Origin of the sequence: Seonamhaeicola sp. NFXS20, from assembly GCF_049132085.1 — a bacterium.
Lineage (GTDB): Bacteria > Bacteroidota > Bacteroidia > Flavobacteriales > Flavobacteriaceae > Seonamhaeicola.
This window is the reverse complement of record NZ_JAFMPU010000012.1, coordinates 1-17,378: the sequence shown is the minus strand read 5'-3', so window position 1 is coordinate 17,378 and position 17,378 is coordinate 1. Positions and strand designations below refer to the sequence as shown.

The 17,378-nt window shown below is 30.3% G+C and carries 15 protein-coding genes and 1 pseudogene; 13 read left to right on the top strand and 3 right to left on the bottom strand.

Annotated features, from left to right (window positions below):
- Window positions 1-19: 19 nt before the first annotated feature.
- Window positions 20-1,600 (top strand): hypothetical protein, encoded by a 1,581-nt coding sequence (locus J1D01_RS14640; RefSeq protein ID WP_421151342.1) that lies wholly within the window; start codon window positions 20-22, stop codon window positions 1,598-1,600.
- Window positions 1,601-1,871: 271 nt separating this feature from the next.
- Here the strand turns inward: J1D01_RS14640 and J1D01_RS14635 are convergent, their stop codons facing one another.
- Together J1D01_RS14635 and J1D01_RS14630 are read right to left on the bottom strand one after the other, a co-directional pair.
- Window positions 1,872-2,957, bottom strand: coding sequence for an alpha/beta hydrolase (locus J1D01_RS14635; RefSeq protein ID WP_421151341.1), 1,086 nt, complete (start codon window positions 2,955-2,957; stop codon window positions 1,872-1,874).
- Between the two features lie 19 nt (window positions 2,958-2,976).
- Entirely contained in the window at window positions 2,977-3,957 is a 981-nt protein-coding gene (locus J1D01_RS14630; protein WP_421151340.1) for a helix-turn-helix domain-containing protein, read from the bottom strand.
- Between the two features lie 186 nt (window positions 3,958-4,143).
- Here J1D01_RS14630 and J1D01_RS14625 point away from each other — a divergent pair, with 186 nt between their 5' ends.
- The 8 genes from J1D01_RS14625 to J1D01_RS14590 all read left to right on the top strand — a co-directional run bounded on the left by J1D01_RS14625 (window position 4,144) and on the right by J1D01_RS14590 (window position 13,063).
- On the top strand, window positions 4,144-6,483 hold the full coding sequence (locus J1D01_RS14625; protein ID WP_421151339.1) for a TonB-dependent receptor: 2,340 nt from the start codon (window positions 4,144-4,146) through the stop codon (window positions 6,481-6,483).
- A gap of 24 nt (window positions 6,484-6,507) precedes the next feature.
- Complete coding sequence (locus J1D01_RS14620) at window positions 6,508-7,776, top strand: DUF4374 domain-containing protein (RefSeq protein ID WP_372937363.1); 1,269 nt, start codon at window positions 6,508-6,510, stop codon at window positions 7,774-7,776.
- Between the two features lie 80 nt (window positions 7,777-7,856).
- Window positions 7,857-8,846: an ABC transporter permease gene (locus tag J1D01_RS14615; protein WP_421151338.1), complete on the top strand. Its 990-nt coding sequence runs from the start codon at window positions 7,857-7,859 to the stop codon at window positions 8,844-8,846.
- Window positions 8,843-9,793 (top strand): iron chelate uptake ABC transporter family permease subunit, encoded by a 951-nt coding sequence (locus J1D01_RS14610; RefSeq protein WP_421151337.1) that lies wholly within the window; start codon window positions 8,843-8,845, stop codon window positions 9,791-9,793. Before J1D01_RS14615 ends, J1D01_RS14610 begins: the two co-directional genes overlap by 4 nt.
- On the top strand, window positions 9,790-10,548 hold the full coding sequence (locus J1D01_RS14605; protein ID WP_421151336.1) for an ABC transporter ATP-binding protein: 759 nt from the start codon (window positions 9,790-9,792) through the stop codon (window positions 10,546-10,548). Before J1D01_RS14610 ends, J1D01_RS14605 begins: the two co-directional genes overlap by 4 nt.
- A 6-nt stretch (window positions 10,549-10,554) precedes the next feature.
- Entirely contained in the window at window positions 10,555-11,496 is a 942-nt protein-coding gene (locus tag J1D01_RS14600) for a siderophore ABC transporter substrate-binding protein (RefSeq protein ID WP_421151335.1), read from the top strand.
- Between the two features lie 10 nt (window positions 11,497-11,506).
- Window positions 11,507-12,310 carry a siderophore-interacting protein gene (locus tag J1D01_RS14595; protein WP_421151334.1) on the top strand — a complete coding sequence of 268 codons (804 nt, stop codon included), beginning with the start codon at window positions 11,507-11,509 and terminating at the stop codon, window positions 12,308-12,310.
- A gap of 111 nt (window positions 12,311-12,421) precedes the next feature.
- Complete coding sequence (locus J1D01_RS14590) at window positions 12,422-13,063, top strand: carbohydrate-binding family 9-like protein (protein WP_421151333.1); 642 nt, start codon at window positions 12,422-12,424, stop codon at window positions 13,061-13,063.
- On the opposite strand, the gene J1D01_RS14585 is transcribed toward J1D01_RS14590, so the two are convergent.
- Window positions 13,064-14,101: a LacI family DNA-binding transcriptional regulator gene (locus tag J1D01_RS14585; RefSeq protein WP_421151332.1), complete on the bottom strand. Its 1,038-nt coding sequence runs from the start codon at window positions 14,099-14,101 to the stop codon at window positions 13,064-13,066.
- A 180-nt stretch (window positions 14,102-14,281) separates the two neighbouring features.
- Between J1D01_RS14585 and J1D01_RS14580 the strand changes: the two genes are divergently transcribed.
- From J1D01_RS14580 to J1D01_RS14565, 4 genes and pseudogenes are all read left to right on the top strand, one after another.
- The gene (locus tag J1D01_RS14580; protein WP_421151331.1) at window positions 14,282-15,190 is read left to right on the top strand and encodes a nucleotidyltransferase family protein; all 909 of its coding nucleotides are present in this window, start codon (window positions 14,282-14,284) and stop codon (window positions 15,188-15,190) included.
- A 2-nt stretch (window positions 15,191-15,192) separates the two neighbouring features.
- The gene (locus J1D01_RS14575; RefSeq protein ID WP_421151330.1) at window positions 15,193-16,287 is read left to right on the top strand and encodes a phosphotransferase enzyme family protein; all 1,095 of its coding nucleotides are present in this window, start codon (window positions 15,193-15,195) and stop codon (window positions 16,285-16,287) included.
- Window positions 16,284-17,213, top strand: coding sequence for an NAD-dependent epimerase/dehydratase family protein (locus J1D01_RS14570; protein ID WP_421151329.1), 930 nt, complete (start codon window positions 16,284-16,286; stop codon window positions 17,211-17,213). Before J1D01_RS14575 ends, J1D01_RS14570 begins: the two co-directional genes overlap by 4 nt.
- Window positions 17,214-17,232: 19 nt before the next feature.
- Window positions 17,233-17,378: pseudogene (locus J1D01_RS14565) on the top strand (glucose/galactose MFS transporter); the annotation flags it as partial.

The window sequence follows — 17,378 nt, the reverse complement described above, 5'->3', positions numbered from 1 at the left end:
TGAAATATTCTATATCTGTATGAAAAAAATAATAAAAAATGTATCGGTAGCGGCTATCATAGTGCTGTTAATGTCCTGTAATAATAAGAAATCAAATTTAGCAGAGGATTGGGTTATTGATTCTCAGCAAGATTGGGAAGCTAATATTGATAATCTGTCTAATATTACTATAAAAGATGGAAAGTTAGTGCCTACCGAGGAGGAGGCTACTTTTCAAAGTAAACTAAAAACATTTTCTAATAAGCAATCAGTAAAATCTATAACCTTATCACAGTCTTCAGAATGGCTTAATTGGAAACCAGTAGCTAATATTGGTCCGTCTAATTTAGCCGATGCTCCTGTTGCTTTACAAATGGGAGCGGGCAATTACTGGTTATTTGGTAGATACACTAAAAGAAAAAGTCAAAAAGAAGGTACTTTTCAAGCAGTTGATACCATTTTAAAGGGTTTTGATGTTACATTAAAAACAACACCGTTTAAAAATCAGTTTGATGCCCCCGGAGGTTTAAAACCAAGTAAAGGAGGATACCACGCGTGGCAAAGTACCGATTTAGTAAACTGGGTACACCATGGTCCGGTTTCCGAAAGTTTTTCTAAATGGGTAACTACTGCTGAATATGTAGATGGAAAACTGTATTTATATTACGATTTTCCAAACGATCAAGACCCACATCTTTATATAGATGATAATTTAACCGATGGAGAACCTGGTGAAAATATGGGAATGGCATTTAAAGACCCAACTCACGGTTCAGATTGTGCAGTAATTAGAGATTTAGAAGGGAATTTTCATTTAATAGTTGAAGATTGGTCTCCCATTGATGCTTCTACACATGCATGGGATTCACCACTATCAATACATGCGGTAAGTATAGATGGAAAGGGCAATTTTGAAATTTTAGATCCTCCAGTAGATCAGCGTACAAACCCTACAGGAGAGTATGCAGAATATGTGCACCCGCATTGGCATAGTGAAGATCCAAAGAATTATCCTGGTAAAAAAGCTACTGAAGATATTCCTCAGCATAGAGTAAAAGCAGGACAAATTCGTGCTTATGGTAAGTATGAAATTCATGAGCCAGAACAAAATGCTTATGGAGATTGGGCTTCAATTTCAATTGGTGGGCAGTATTATTTATTTGCAGATTTTGATCCTGCAAATGGACATGGGAGGCAAGATATGAGTGTGGCTTGGTTTACATCAGATGATATTAATAAACCTTTTACTTTCTGCGGAAACATTGGTCAGGGGCATCCAGACCCCGATATTATGTTTGCTGAGGGGAAATTTTATTTGGTTACTCAATTAAATACAGATTTTGTTAGTGATGGACCATGGGTTGAAACTGTTGAAGTACGCGTGGGGGTAGATACTACAAATGACGGACAGATTAACAAATGGAGCGATTGGAAAGTAGTAAAAGAACAATATGATTATATTGAAGGGTTTTCTAAACAAATTAAAAGAATTCCAGCAAGGGTAGATGTTTCTGATTTACCTGAAGGTTTTGGGTTTCAATTAGAAATAAAAATAAGCGATACATCAGAAAATCAATCAAAACCTGTTTTAGATAAGTTAATTGTTGATTTTAAGGAATAAAGTCAAATTTTACTAAGTTAAAATCATGACGATTTTGATAATCACCGTATTGACGACTCATGTTTAATAATTAGAAATGGAACCTATTTGTTGTACTACAAAGAGTTCCAAGAGCATACCGCCCAGAGGTATTTACAAATAGTAACAAAGGGCAAGTAATAAATTGGGGTTAAATATTGCTGGGAAATATCCCAATTTATTTAAGGAACGATTTGATTTAGATGAATAGAACCAATAAATTTTATTTTTTACTACATTATAAATAAGTTAATTAGTAATTATTTTCTACAGCGTCTTTATAAGCTTCTTGTGCATGATTACTATTGGTATGGTACTTAGTGTTTTTTTGTAACAAGGCTTTGTATTGTTTTATTAGTCCTTGTTTTTTGCAAACTAGTGCAAGTTGGTGTATTATTTTTTCATCAGGGATAACTTTATAACCTAGTTGTTTAGAAATTTTAGAAATATGATTGTCTATTAAATCTGGATTTTTCATGGCAGCTTTTACAGGTAGTTGGTAATCTTTAAAAATATAACGCAACCCATCATATTCAGCAGGAATAACAACCGATCCATGATCTTCACCGTCATAAATTTTATAATTGAAACTAAAATTCGCAGGTTCTGGTATTGCATTCAATTTATCAAATAACTTTAAAATGGCTTTGTGATGCGCTTCACCAGAACCAGGGTCTGTGGCTTTTGCAATAAAAATACGCTTGTTTTGATGCGCTTTGGTTACCCAAGAATCACTCATATTTTTCAGAATATTTTCGTTATTCCACCACATACTAGGGTCTATTGCTATGTAAGCATTAAAATACTGAGGTGTGTTTACAAAACAATTTACAGTAGCTAAACCGCCAAACGAATGCCCGCTTAAAATAGAATAGTTAGTAGTTCTGTAGTTATTGTTTATAAAAGGTTTAAGTTCTTTTTCTATAAAACTCATAAAATTTTTGTTTCCACCACTTGTAGAAAAATTGGCTCTTTTCCAATTTTCAGGAGTTTTCATATGGCTTGGTGTAAGTTCATTACTTCTATCTTTTTGCAGTATACCAACCATAATAATTTCTGGAGTGCTAGCATAAACGTTTCTGGTTAGCCAATCGTTTATTGCAGAAAAGTTTTTAAAATGCGTATCGCCATCAAAAAAATAGCAAACCGGGTACTTTTTTGGTGCATAAATAGTATCATTATAACTACTTGGTAGGCTTACCCAAATTTCTCTGGTATCGTTTAGAATTTCAGAATTTAATTTAACTTTTTCACCTAAAATAACATTGTTTTGAGCAGTTATTTTGCTTGATATAATTATTGTAAATAAAAGGCTAATGGTTAAAAATTTATTTTTCATGTTATAATTTAGAAGTTAGTTATTTTTTTAATTGGCTAGGTAGATAATTGTACTTTCGTTTAAAAGCAACTGTGAAATGTTGTGGGTTTTTATATCCAATTTCATAAGCTGCTTCAGAGACTGTAAATCCTTTTTCTCTAATAAGTTTTTTGGCTTTTTCCATTCGTAAGTCTGTAATATAACTAAATATGGGTTTTCTATAAACACGTTTAAAATTCTGTTTTAGTTTACATTGGTTTAAACCTGTAATTAAGGAAAGTTCAGGAATTGTTGGCGGGTTTTTTAAGTTGTTTTCAATAACTTTTCCTGCTTCAATAATTTTTAAATAGTCTTTTTCTTCAATTTTAGTTTCAAAATTATTCTTGTTTTTTAGGTAATTAAAAAGAATGGTTAGGATTTCTGTAACCTTCGATTCTAAATATATTTTTTTAATGCTATCTTCAAATTTGCAATTAATTATATCTTGAATTATGCTGTGTAAAATAGGTGTAATAGGCTTGCTTTGTTGCCACATTAAAAAAGGAATATCTTTTTTTAATGCTTCGCCGTAAGAAGAACTAGCTTCAGAAAAAGCATCAGCAAAAACACGCTTTAAATAGTCTTTAGTAAAATTAATTTCTACACTTTTCCTAAATGGGCTGTTATAAGTAAGTGTACCTTTTACTTTAGGTAAGAAAAATAAATTATAATGTCCGTCAGGTATATCAACAGCTAAACTTTTATTGTTTTTTGGGATGTATTTACTATTGCCTTGAATTTCAAAATGCATTTTCATAAAAGGAAAATCATGTTCAACTTCAACAATAAATGGCGGATTAATTTTTTCGTTAATAATCCTTATTTGTATACCATTTAAAAGTATTTCTTTAATGTTAAGTTGTAAATCAGAGTTTTCATAATTAATTTGTTCTTCAATGAGTTCGCTAGTTTTTTTATTTAAAGCGAATTGCTTAACAATTTCTTTTTCGGTATAATAATCGCTACGGAATACTGATTTCATAATTATACTTTTCACGTCTTTTTTAATCCACTTTGCGTTGTATTTTTTTTAGAGACTTCAAATAGATTTGCATTTATTTAAACTAAATCTAAATAACAAAATTAAATTTTTATTTAACGTAAGTCAAAAATCGATGTTAATGTTTAGCTAAAATTTTAACATAAACAGATATTTAAAAAAGAATAAATGGGAAAGTATGTAGGTGTTTTACTTTTATACGTTTGGTCACACTTTAGTTTTGGGCAAAATGCTAAATTAAATGGTGTTATAAAAGATAATGAGGGGTTACCGTTAATTAATGCAACTGTGTTTTTTAAAAATACTAGTACTGCTACATATACAGATTTTGATGGTAAATATATATTAAAATCTTCTCCTGGATCTTATACTGTAATATGTTCGGCAGTTGGTTTTATTAAAAAAACTATGACTGTTGTTCTTGATAAGAACGAAACTAAAACTATAAACTTTAATTTAGAGTTAGATCCCAATTATGCTTTAGATGATGTTGTAATTATAGGTAAAACTGAAGTTAGAAAAATTGAAGAATCTGGTTTTAATGCCGTAGCTATTGATGCCAAACCGTTTCATAATGCCACAGTAGGCATGTCTGAACTTTTAGAACAAGCTTCTGGAGTTAAAATACAAGAAGTTGGTGGTTTAGGCTCTGAAACTAATGTAACTATTAACGGTTTAAGCGGTCGTCATGTTCGATTTTTTATAGATGGTATGCCAATGGATGCCATGAGTTCTGCATTCCAAATTAATAATATTCCCATAAATTTAGCCGAACGCGTAGAAGTTTATAAAGGTGTGGTTCCTGTTAATTTTGGGTCTGATGCTTTAGGTGGTGCCATTAATATTGTAACTAGAAAAGCCGAAGGCTCTTACGTAGATGCATCGTATTCTTACGGTAGTTTTAACACGCATAGAAGTTTTGTAAACGCCGGATATACTTCAAAAAATGGTTTTACTGCTCAAATTAGTGCGTTTCAAAATTATTCAGATAACGATTATTATGTAGATGCCACTATAAAAGACTTTGAAACTAACTTACTATCGCAAGAAACTCAAAGCGTAAGACGTTTTCACGATGTTTATCACAACGAAACGGTTATAGCCAAAATAGGGTTAGTAAATAAGCCGTTTGCAGACCAATTATTATTTGGTTTTTCTTTAGGGCATGAGTACGACGAAATTCAACATCCTGCATATTTAAATTTAGCATTTGGTGAAAAGTACCAAACCTCTACACTTATTATGCCCTCTTTTTTATATAAGAAAGACGATTTATTTATTAAAAACTTAGATTTTAGTTTTGCTGCAAATTATAATTTTGGCGGCGGACATAATTACGATTTATCCGATAGAGAATACAATTGGTTAGGCGAGTGGGTAATTTCTAATTCACTGGGAGAAAGTAGTTATTCCGATTTTATTTATGAAGACAATAACGGTACCATAAACTTTAATTTAGATTATCAAATAAATGATAAGCATAAGCTAACCGTTAATAATATTTATAATTTCTTTTCTCGTGAAGCCGATGAAAGAAAAGCAGAAGACGATTATATAAACGATGAACCTCGAGTTAATAACCGAACTGTTTTAGGGGTTGGTTTAACTAGCGATTTTTCATCAAAATTTAGTACATCTGTATTTGGTAAAGTATATTCTTATCACGCCTCTGCTTTCTTAAACTTATCGCAATTAAATGGTATAGATAATTTTGAAATTGTTACCAATGGAGATACTAAATTTGGTTACGGTTTTACTACAACATACTTTATAAATAATAATTTACAGCTAAAAGCTAATTTTGAAAATACCTGCCGTTTACCTGTAAGCGACGAGTTATTTGGAGCCGTTTTTGGTTTTTATGTAGCCAATTTCGATTTAAAACCAGAAACCAGTCGTAATTACAATTTAGGTTTCAATTACAACACTAATATTTCTAATAACAGTGTTTTAGGCTTCGATGTAAATGCATTTTATCGTTATACTTCCGATTATATTCGGTTAAATATTACTTATTCTCAAGGCGAAGGGACCTACGAAAATACCGAACTCGTAAAAACACCAGGAATAGACATGGAAATGCGCTATTCTTATAAAAATCGCTTTACATCTGGCGTAAGTTTCTCGTATTTAGAACCTAAAAATTATACCGAAGGTTCAACCTATTACAAATCTACATTACCAAACCAACCAACTATGTTTGGGCAATTTAATGCTTCTTATTTTGTAAATAATTTTTGGTTAGACCAAAGCAAATTAAGTTTTAATTATACATTACAATATGTAGATGCTTTCTTATACGATTACGATGCATATCAAGCATCAAACAGAGCAGAAGTACCCGAACAAGTAAGTCACGATTTCTTTTTAACCTATAGCTGGAAACATGGTAAATACAACCTGTCTCTAGATTGTAAAAATATTCTAGACGAAAAACTTTACGACAATTTTAGCTTACAAAAACCCGGACGCAGTTTTTCTGTAAAGCTTCGATATTTCATTGATTAACTTTAAATTACTAATATATAAATTATGAAAACACCTATTAAATATTTAAAATTTGCTGTTATAATAGCAGCGTTAAATGTTGTTGCTTGTTCTAGCGACGACAACTCTGGCGGTAGTGATGACGATGATGATACAACAGTAACATCAACTTACGTTATTGCAGCATCATCTAGCGAAAACGATTATATTGTATCTGGAGATGATATTTCTGCAAGTGCTGTTTTTGATGCAACATCGGTAGATGCTGTACAATCACCAGGAGATAGAATTTGGTCGTTTTACCAAGATCAAGTTTTATACGGTTTCTTGTATAACCAACAAGATGCAGGTACTACAGCTTCATATATTTTAAATGAAGATGGTACAATTACCAAAAGAAATGAACTTGCCCTAGATGTATCAACCCATATAAAAGAAGAAGTTGGAGATTATTTAATTTTAGGATATTCAGATAGATTATCTGATACTTCTACAGATCAATTAGGATATTTCCATAAAGTAGATCCAACAACAGATGTTTCAACAGAGTTTACTATTGTAACAGACGATTTACTTGAAGAAGGCGAAGCGGCTTACTTTACAGATTTAGCATATTACGAAGGTTATATTATTGCAGGAGCAAGAAGTATAAATTCAAGTGCATTTACTTCAGATTATTATAACAACACTTATGTAGTAGTTTTTAATGATGATTTTACCTTAAATCAAGTAATAAAAGATGAAGGAAGAACAGGTTTTGTTGCAGGACAAAAATACTCGCAAGGCGACACTGGTTTAGAGGTTGTAGATAACGGTGATTTATACGTGTTCTCTTCAGGACAAACAAGTTATGCAGATCAAGATTTAGTAACTGTGCCTTCAGGAATTTTAAAGATTAATCAAGGTGATTTTGCTTTTGATGATGATTATTTCTTCAATATAACAGAAGCTTCAGGTGGTTATAACTTATTCAGAACGTATTACATGGGAGGAAGTACTTTTATCTTAGCTATGTATCCTGGTACAAATGCCAATGCAACTTTTGGTATTGATGCCGATCGTTTTGCGGTAGTTGATGTTGAAGCAGAAACCTTTACATGGGTAACTAATTTCCCTGAAGATGCTTTACCAAACTGGGAATTTAGAACACCTTACGCAGATGTAGATAACGGTAGATTACTAATTACAGCAGTGCCAACCGAAGGCGAAAACTATTTATACGAAATAGATGCAGCAACAGCAACGGCAACACAATTGTCTAGTATTGAAGCTGAAAGTGTAAAAATTATAGGAAAACTATCGGTTACAGAATAAAAAAATAAATCATAACCTTTTTCATAAATAGCTCCAACTTTTAAGGTTGGGGCTATTGGTTATTTTAAATATTACTTTTTTTGAACGTCATAAAAAACTATAATACAATAAAACTATTTGGGTTAGCAGCTTTGGTACTTGTCTTGGCTATTGTGTCTTTATTTATAGGTGTAAAAAACATTTCACCATTACAAGTGTTAAACTGGAATAAGCAAGATATTATGTTGCTTACCATAAGCCGTTTTCCAAGAACTATTGCGTTATTAATAACCGGTGTTGGAATGAGCATTTGTGGCTTAATAATGCAACAAATCACTCAAAATAAATTTGTATCGCCAACAACATCAGGAAGTTTAGATGCGGCTAAACTAGGTATTTTAACAACCTTAATTGTAATACCTCAAGAACAAGCATTAGTTAAGTTAATAGTATCGTTTTTAGTAACGTTTTCGGCAAGTTTATTATTTATAAAAATCATAAATAATTTAAAACATAAAAGTATAGTTTTTGTACCTATTGTAGGATTACTTTTTGGAGGCATTATAAACTCAATAACGTCGTTTTTTGCCTATAAATTTAATATTGTACAAGATGTTGGGGCTACTCGCGACATGTCTGGTTCGTGGTTAATGGGCGACTTTTCTGGAATTTTACAGGGTAATTACGAGGCTGTTTATTTATGCTTGCCAGCTGTAGTAATAACTTATGTTTATGCCAGTAAATTTACGGTTATAGGTATGGGTAAAGAAGTGTCTTTAAATCTAGGTTTAAACTATAACTCTGTTTTAAATATTGGTTTATTATGTGTGTCGTTAACTATAAGTGCAATTGTTGTTACTGTTGGAATAATTCCATTTTTAGGTTTGGTAATCCCTAATATTATAAGTCATTTTAAAGGTGATAATTTAAAAGCTACTTTGCCATATACCGCATTATTTGGAGCTGCTTTTTTATTGGTTTGCGATATCATAGGACGATTAATAATTTTTCCTTTTGAAGTACCCATTGGTTTAATGATAGGGCTTGTTGGCGGCTTTAGTTTTTTAATCTTATTAATAAAAAAACAATGACAGCCATAACAAAAAAAATGAGTATTCTGTTGCTATTAACCTTGGGGTTAATTGCTTTGTTTTTGTTTATAGGTTTGCCAAATAATTGGGATTATGCTTTAGAAAAACGAAGTGTGAAAATTGTAGCTATTATTGTGGTGTCGTGCGCTGTGGCAACGGCATCAGTAATATTTCAAACATTAACAAGTAACCGTATTTTAACACCATCTATTATGGGGTTTGAAGCGGTTTATTTTCTGTTTCAAACCGTGATAATCTTTATTTATGGCGATAAAACATTTCGTGTAATAAATCAGGAAAACAACTTCTTTTTATCGATTTTGTGCATGCTGCTTTTTGCTTTTGTAATTTTTAAGCTGCTATTTAAAAAAGAGAAAAATAACTTATACCTGCTCTTATTAATTGGTTTGGTATTGGGCACGCTATTTCAAACCGTGAGTTCCTTTTTACAACTAATTATAGACCCTAATGAGTTTTTAATGCTTCAAGGCAGTTTGTATGCGTCTTTCAACAGTATAAATTACGATTTATTGTGGTACGCTAGTGGTACCTTATTACTATGTTTTGGTGTTGTGTTTTGTTTTACAAATCACTTAAACGTGATGTTATTAGGTCGAGATCAATCTATTAATTTAGGTGTAAATTACTTTAAAAAAACACAGTTGTTTTTATTTTTAATAGCGATTTTAGTTTCGGTGTCAACAGCTTTAGTTGGCCCAATTACTTTTTTAGGCGTTTTAGTAACTAATTTAACTTACGAGCTTTTTAAAACCTATAAACATCAAATTTTAATTCCTGCATGTTGTATGGTTAGTATTGTTTCAATATTACTTGCGCAATATGTTGTAGAGGAAGTGTTTCAATATAACTCTACCATAAGCATCATTATAAACTTTGTAGGCGGTATTTACTTTATGTACTTACTTTTTAAAGCAAAAAAGCTATGATTTCACTAAAAAACATATCAAAAACATATAATAATACTCCAGTTGTAAAAAACGTAACCTTAGAGTTGCCTAAAGGAAAAATAATATCATTAGTTGGTAGTAATGGCGCTGGAAAAAGTACACTTTTAGGTGTTATAGCTCGAGTTTTAAATCCAGATGATGGTCAAATTATTATAAACGAAAAAAATATTGAAGACTATAAAACACGGCTTTTAGCGCAGCATATTTCAATTTTAAAACAATCCAATCATTTAAATTTAAAACTTACGGTAAAGGAATTAGTTGCTTTTGGGAGGTTTCCATATTCTCAAGGAAAATTAAATACCACAGACCAAGAGAAAATTAATGAAGCTCTAACTTTTTTAGAGTTAGATGATTTAAAAGATAGATATGTAGATGAGTTGAGTGGCGGACAAAAACAACGTGTATTTCTAGCTATGGTTGTAGCTCAAGATACCGATTATATTTTGCTCGATGAGCCATTAAATAACCTTGATATGAAGCATTCTGTACAAATAATGAAAACCTTGCAGGCACTTTGTAAACAGAAGGGTAAAACTATAATTATGGTGGTTCACGATATAAATTTTGCTTCACAATATTCACATTATATCGCAGCATTAAAGTCTGGTGAAATTAAATATTTTGGCAAAACTCAAGATATAATTGAACCCAAAAAACTAAAAGATGTATTCGATATAGATTTCGAAATTTTAGAACATAACAATAAAAAAATTTGTAACTATTTTAATTAAATAACAATGTATAAATCAATAAAAAATAAAGTAATAATTCTTTTAAGCGCCATGGTTTTGGTTGCTTGTAAAAACAAAGTAAAACAGGACGAGGCTAATAAACCTGCTAAAGAAACCGTAACTATAACACATAAATTAGGAACTGTTAATCTGATGAAAAATCCAGAACGTGTGGTTGCTTTAAATTATGCGGCTTTGGAAAATTTAGATGAATTGGGTATTAATGTTGTTGGTATTCCTAAAAGTCATGTGCCAAAGTATTTACAATCTTATAAAGATGATGAAAAGGTTGCTAATTTAGGAACCATTTTCGAGATAGATTTTGAGAAACTAAATAGTTTAGAACCCGACGTTATTTTTATGTCTGCCAGAATGGAGAAGCATTACGCAGAACTCTCTAGAATAGCTCCAACTATATTTTTAACATCAGAGCCAAGCGATTTGTTAGGGTCTTTCGAAACTAATATTTCAATTTTTGGTAAGTTGTTCGATAAACAAGAAGAAACAAATAATTTAGTAACCAGAGTAAATCAAAAGGTAAAAGCCTTAAATGCTAAAGCGCAAGCATCTGGAAAAACAGCTTTAATCATTTTATACAATAATAGTAAATTTAGTGCCTTTGGAAAAGCATCACGCTTTGGCGTTATTCATAATTTATTTGGTTTTAAAGAAGCTTTAGAAAATTTATCTACAAACAGACACGGACAAGCGGTGTCAAATGAATTGATACAAGAAGCAGATCCAGATTACTTGTTTATTGTAGATAGAAGTGCTGTAGTTAATAAAAAAGCAACTAATAAAGCTGAAATTGAAAATGCTTTAATACAACAAACAAAAGCGTATAAAAACGGAAATATTGTTTATCTAGATCCTGAAGCTTGGTATTTATCTGGCGATGGTATTGCATCTTTCGAGATTATGATTAATGATGTAAGCAGTAACATTTAATTAATTTTTTATGTCTAAAATTGTTCAAGATGTATTTACAGTAGTTTCAAAAAACTTTGTAACACCAAATTATATTCGTGTGGTGCTCACAGGCAATGTAAGTTTGTTTAAAGGTGCAACCTTAGGCGATAATAATAAAATATTTATCCCGCCAAAAGGCATAAAAAAGGTGCACATGCGAAGTTATATTGAAGAAACCAACGAATGGATTTTACCAGAATTAGCCGTAAGACCATTTATGAGAACCTATACAAACCGTGCAATTAATTTTGAAACTAACGAATTGGTTTTAGAATTTGCAAACCATGGGGAAGAAGGGCCAGCATCGGCTTGGGCAAATGCAGCACAAATAGGAGATGAGTTAGGTGTAGCCATGAAAATAAGTGGTAAACAGCTGTTCCCAGAAGTTAATAACTATTTACTCGTAGGCGATGCTACGGCAATACCAGCTTTAAGTGTAATTTTAGAAAACCTACCTGCAACTGCAAAAGGGAACTGTATAATTGAAGTTAAAACTAAAGAAGATAAGCAAAGTTTAAAAACCAAAGCTAATATTAATTTTAAATGGATTTATAATGAAAACCCAGGCGATGGAAATGCATTGTTTGATGCCGTAAAAGCAGTAGAACTTCCAGAAACTTCAAAGTTTGGATTTGTGGCTTGCGAATTTGCAACTGTAAAACAGATTAGAACCTATTTAAGAAAAGAAAAGCAATGGGAGCAAAACGAACTATTTGCTTACTCTTACTGGAAAAAAGGAATGGCAGAAAACGAATCTGCAAAAGATAGGCAAAAAGAAAAAGCGAACTTTTAGTTATAATTAAGTTATTATTGTGCTCGAACACATTTTTTAGTGTTTTTCCTTTCTTATACAATATATTTTGAATATGTTAGCTAAAATATTTAGCACACATAAAAAAATTAAATGAAATTATATAATGTTAAATGTATTAAAGATAATACATTAGTAATAAATGGTAGTGGTGATAGTCCGTTATGGAACGAAGCATATATTTTAACAGATTTTATTTCTCCTTGGGATACAAAAAATCCTAAAAAAATTGAGTTTAGATCTTTATGGGATTCTAAAAACTTATATTTTTATTTTAAAGTTTTTGATAACGAAATATATATTGATACAAAAGACAACACTAAACAAAGTATTAGTAAATCTGATAGGGTAGAACTGTTTTTTAAAATAGATGATAAACTTAACCCTTACTATTGTTTAGAAATAGACCCTACTTCTAGAATTTTAGATTTTATAGCATATCCAGAAAGAAAATTTGAATTTGATTGGCAATGGCCGAAAAACAATTTATTAGTGAAATCTGAAATTAAGAATGATTTTTTTACAGTTGAAGGTTCTATAACATTAACATCATTACATAATTTTAAATTAATAAATAATAACAAAATAAAAACTGGAATTTACAGAGCTAAATATAACAAGAATGAAAATTCACAATATGAACCAGTATGGATATCTTGGGTTAACCCAAAAACTAAACAACCAAATTTTCATGTACCACAATCATTTGGTGAGTTAAATTTATTAGAGTTATAGCTAATTTAAGTAGTCTTTTACATTTTCAGAATTTATAATGTATAAAGGAAGGTATACTTCTTTTGATATTTTTTTATCAAAAATTAAATGCTCTACTAACAAAGACAATCCCATATGTGCTTGTTTTTTTGGGTTTTGATGTATTAGGAACTTAATTATTTTGTTATTTAAAAATTCTATGTTTGGTTTTAATAAATCATAACCAATAAAAGCTATATCGTCTCTATTTTTTTTAGATATAACCTCGGCTATTTGATAAGATTTAGAAGTTGTTACAAATATTCCTTTTAAATCAGTATGTTTATCCAGAAAATCAGATAAACTATTATTAGCATTTTCAGATTTTATATTTAATGTTACTAACTCAAATTTTTCATTCATTTCATCAGCAAAATAACTTCTAAATCCTTTTTCTTTTTCTTGCATATGTTGGGCATTATCAAATTCTTCATCTATATGTATAATGGCAATTAGCCCCTTTTTTAAAAGTAAATCCATTAAACTTGCAGCAACTCTGCCACTTCTAAATAAATCTTGTCCAACAAAACTATTAATGATCCTAGATTTAAGTTGATTATTAAAAGTACCAGAAATAATACCTAAAGAATTATAATTGTCTATAACATTAAGAGATTCTTTATAAAACAAAGGCACAAGCAAAACAGCATCTGGAGATGTTTTTAATAAATTTTCATTAGTCTCTATAAATGACGAGGTGCTGTTAGGGTCAAAAAAATAAGATTCAATAGCAACATTAAAGGTACTAAACTCATTTTTAGCTTCATTAATTCCTTCAATGCAGGGTAACCAATAAGGGTCTAAATCTGGGTTAGGTAACAAAACAGCAACTCTATAAGTTTTATTATTTTTTAAGTTTCTTGCGATTAGGTTAGGTTTATAATCAATTTCATTTAATACAACATTTACTTTATCTAAAGCTTTTTGAGAAACTTTTCCTCTTTTATGTAAAACTCTATCTACAGTTCCTTTTGAAACACCTGCTAGTTTAGCTATATCCTTTATTGTATATTTTTTCATAAATCAAATATAAAAACTTTTGTTCAAGCAAAGTGTGTTCGATAACAATTATTTTGTGTGCTCGAGCACATTTTTTGCTAAATTTCTTTTTTTTATCAAATTACATTTATACATTAGCAAAATATAAGTGCTATAATAAACTATAAAAGCACTTATCTAAACAATTATAAAATACAGATTATGAGTAATATAAAACCAACTTTAGTCATTTTAGCTGCAGGAATGGGGAGCAGGTATGGAGGGTTAAAACAACTTGATACATTTACACCAGAAGGTGCAACAATAATAGATTATTCTATTTACGATGCTCTACAGGCTGGATTTGGCAAATTTGTATTTATAATTAGAAAAAGTTTTGAGAAAGAGTTTAAAGAACTATTTAATAAAAAACTAGCAGGTAAAGCTAAAATAGAATATGTATATCAAGAAATTGATAGTGTGCCTAAAGCATATCAAAATCCAGAGAGAAAAAAACCTTGGGGAACTGGTCATGCCTTATTAATGGCTAAAGATGTTGTTAATGAAAATTTTGCAATTATTAATGCAGATGATTTTTATGGTAAAGAAGCCTTTATTACTATGGCTAATTATTTAAAACAAACAGATAAGGAGTCTTATAATTTTTCAATGATTGCTTATTATCTTAAAAACACAGTGTCAGACTATGGTTATGTGTCAAGAGGAGAATGCCAAATTAATGAAAATAACTACCTAACAGATGTTACAGAAAGAACACATATTGAGAAAAATAATAATAAACTTTTTTGTAAAGATGATAAAGGTAATTTAGTTCAGATAGAAGGAAATACTATAGTATCAATGAATTTTTGGGGATTTACTCCAAAATGTTTTGAATTTGGAGAAACGCTTTTTAACAAGTTTTTAGAAGCAAATAAAGAAAATCTAAAAGCAGAATTTTATATACCATCAGTAGTAAATGAAATTCTTATATCGGGTAAAGCTACAGTTAAAGTTTTAAAATCTAACGCAAAATGGTTTGGTGTAACATATAAAGAAGATAAAAAAATTGTTCAAAACGAAATTGAAAAACTAATAAACAACAAAATTTACCCCACTAAACTTTGGTAATTATGACATTAAAAGAATTAGAATCTATTAGTAATCAATTTTGTAATCTAGATAAATTAGTTGCATTCAAGCCATTAGCATCTGGTCACATAAACGATACTTTTTTAATAGAAACCCAAAAGAAATTATTTTTTGTATTACAGCGTATAAATCATGGTGTTTTTAAAGATGTTCCTAATCTAATAAAAAACAAAGTACTTGTAAGTAAACATTTAAAAGAAAAATTATCGCATTTATCGCAAGCAGAATTAAAACGCAGAGTACTTTCATTTGTAGAAACAATAAATGGTGAAAACTACTATGTTGATAGTTATGGAAATTACTGGAATATGATGGAGTACATCAATGATAGTATTACTTACCAAACAGTGAAAAGTAAAGAAATTGCATTTGAAGGCGGGAAACTAATAGGAAACTTCTTAAACTTAACAAGTGACTTTAACGCAAGTAAACTAGTAGAAGTAATACCCAATTTTCATGACATGTCCTTTAGATTTTCTCAGTTTGAAGCCTCTTTAAAAAATGCCTCTAAAGAAAGATTAGATAAAGCAAACAATTATATTGATATAGTATGGGAACTAAAAGAAGAGATGCATATTCTTCAGCATTTAAAAGAGACTGGTAAAATAAAAGTAAGAGTAACTCATAATGACACCAAAATTTCTAATGTACTTTTTGATAAAAATAAAAAAGGACTTTGTGTAATTGATACAGATACTGTAATGCCAGGTATTGTTCATTATGATTTTGGAGATGCTATAAGAACCATTTGTAATACAGCTAATGAAGATGAAAAAGACCTAAATAAGGTAAGTTTTAATTTAGAGTATTACAAAGCTTATGTAAAAGGTTTTCTAGAAGAACTAAATTCAGCATTAACACCTCTCGAAATTAAATATCTGCCTTTAGGAGCAAAAACCATGATTTTTATTATGGCGTTACGATTTTTAACAGATTATTTAAATAATGATACATATTATAAAACATCATATCCAGAGCATAATTTAGATAGATCAAAAAATCAATTTAAATTAATTGAAAGCCTAAATGAGCAATTTAATGAAATGGAAATCCTTAATAATATCAGTGTAAAATGAAAAACTATGTAGTTACAGGAGGAGCTGGTTTTATAGGAAGTCATATTACTGAATATTTGTTGCAAATGGGGCATCAAGTAACAGTTATTGATAATTTAAGGACGGGCTTTGAAAAAAACCTTAAGGGTTTGAATGCTAGGTTTTTTGAAGAAGATATTAGAAATAGGACACTAATAAATAAAATAATGAAAAATACAGATTGTATTTTTCATTTAGCTGCGTTAGTAAGCGTTCCAGAATCTATAGAAAAAATAAACGAGTGTGTTGATATTAATACTAAAGGCACAATTAACATTCTTGAAGCTGCTAAACAAAACTCAAACTGTAAAGTTGTATTGTCAAGTTCTGCAGCTAACTATGGTAATAATCCTATATTACCAAAGTTAGAAACCATGAATCCAGAACCTATGATACCTTATGCCATTACAAAATTAGATGGCGAATATTATTTAAAAATGTATTCAAACTATTATAGTGTGCCAACAACATCTTTAAGATATTTCAATGTTTTCGGACCAAGACAAAACCCAAAATCTGCTTATGCAGCGGCTGTTCCAATTTTTATAAACAAAGCTTTAAAAAACGAACCAATTACTATTTATGGAGATGGTCAACAAACCAGAGATTTTATCTATGTGAAAGATGTGGTTAGAGCTAATATTTTGGCATCCCAAAAAGGTAATGGTACCTATAATGTGGCTTTAGGGCATAGTACTTCAATTTTAGAATTGGCAGAAACAATTAAAGAGATTACTAATTCTAAATCTCAAATACAATTTTTAAAAGAACGTTCTGGCGATATAAAACATTCAAAAGCAAACCCTTCAAAGTTTAATCAATTAGGTTTCAAACCGCAATATTCTATAGAGAAAGCCTTATTGGAAACTATAGAATTTTACGAAAAAGAATTAGCGGTAAGTAAATAAAACAAAAATTTAATACTTCATGAATAAAACAAAAAACCCCAACCTAATCCCCATAGCAATCATAGCGAGTTTATTTTTCATCTTTGGCTTTGTCACTTGGATAAACGGAGCCTTAATACCCTTTATGAAAACCATCAATGAGTTAACCGATGCCCAATCCTATTT

Bases quoted from the DNA above. Each gene is read 5' to 3' on its own strand.
- J1D01_RS14640 (WP_421151342.1), top strand. From the start codon at position 20: ATGAAAAAAATAATAAAAAATGTATCGGTAGCGGCTATCATAGTGCTG.
- J1D01_RS14635 (WP_421151341.1), bottom strand. From the start codon at position 2,957: ATGAAAAATAAATTTTTAACCATTAGCCTTTTATTTACAATAATTATA.
- J1D01_RS14630 (WP_421151340.1), bottom strand. From the start codon at position 3,957: ATGAAATCAGTATTCCGTAGCGATTATTATACCGAAAAAGAAATTGTT.
- J1D01_RS14625 (WP_421151339.1), top strand. From the start codon at position 4,144: ATGGGAAAGTATGTAGGTGTTTTACTTTTATACGTTTGGTCACACTTT.
- J1D01_RS14620 (WP_372937363.1), top strand. From the start codon at position 6,508: ATGAAAACACCTATTAAATATTTAAAATTTGCTGTTATAATAGCAGCG.
- J1D01_RS14610 (WP_421151337.1), top strand. From the start codon at position 8,843: ATGACAGCCATAACAAAAAAAATGAGTATTCTGTTGCTATTAACCTTG.
- J1D01_RS14605 (WP_421151336.1), top strand. From the start codon at position 9,790: ATGATTTCACTAAAAAACATATCAAAAACATATAATAATACTCCAGTT.
- J1D01_RS14600 (WP_421151335.1), top strand. From the start codon at position 10,555: ATGTATAAATCAATAAAAAATAAAGTAATAATTCTTTTAAGCGCCATG.
- J1D01_RS14595 (WP_421151334.1), top strand. From the start codon at position 11,507: ATGTCTAAAATTGTTCAAGATGTATTTACAGTAGTTTCAAAAAACTTT.
- J1D01_RS14590 (WP_421151333.1), top strand. From the start codon at position 12,422: ATGAAATTATATAATGTTAAATGTATTAAAGATAATACATTAGTAATA.
- J1D01_RS14585 (WP_421151332.1), bottom strand. From the start codon at position 14,101: ATGAAAAAATATACAATAAAGGATATAGCTAAACTAGCAGGTGTTTCA.
- J1D01_RS14580 (WP_421151331.1), top strand. From the start codon at position 14,282: ATGAGTAATATAAAACCAACTTTAGTCATTTTAGCTGCAGGAATGGGG.
- J1D01_RS14575 (WP_421151330.1), top strand. From the start codon at position 15,193: ATGACATTAAAAGAATTAGAATCTATTAGTAATCAATTTTGTAATCTA.
- J1D01_RS14570 (WP_421151329.1), top strand. From the start codon at position 16,284: ATGAAAAACTATGTAGTTACAGGAGGAGCTGGTTTTATAGGAAGTCAT.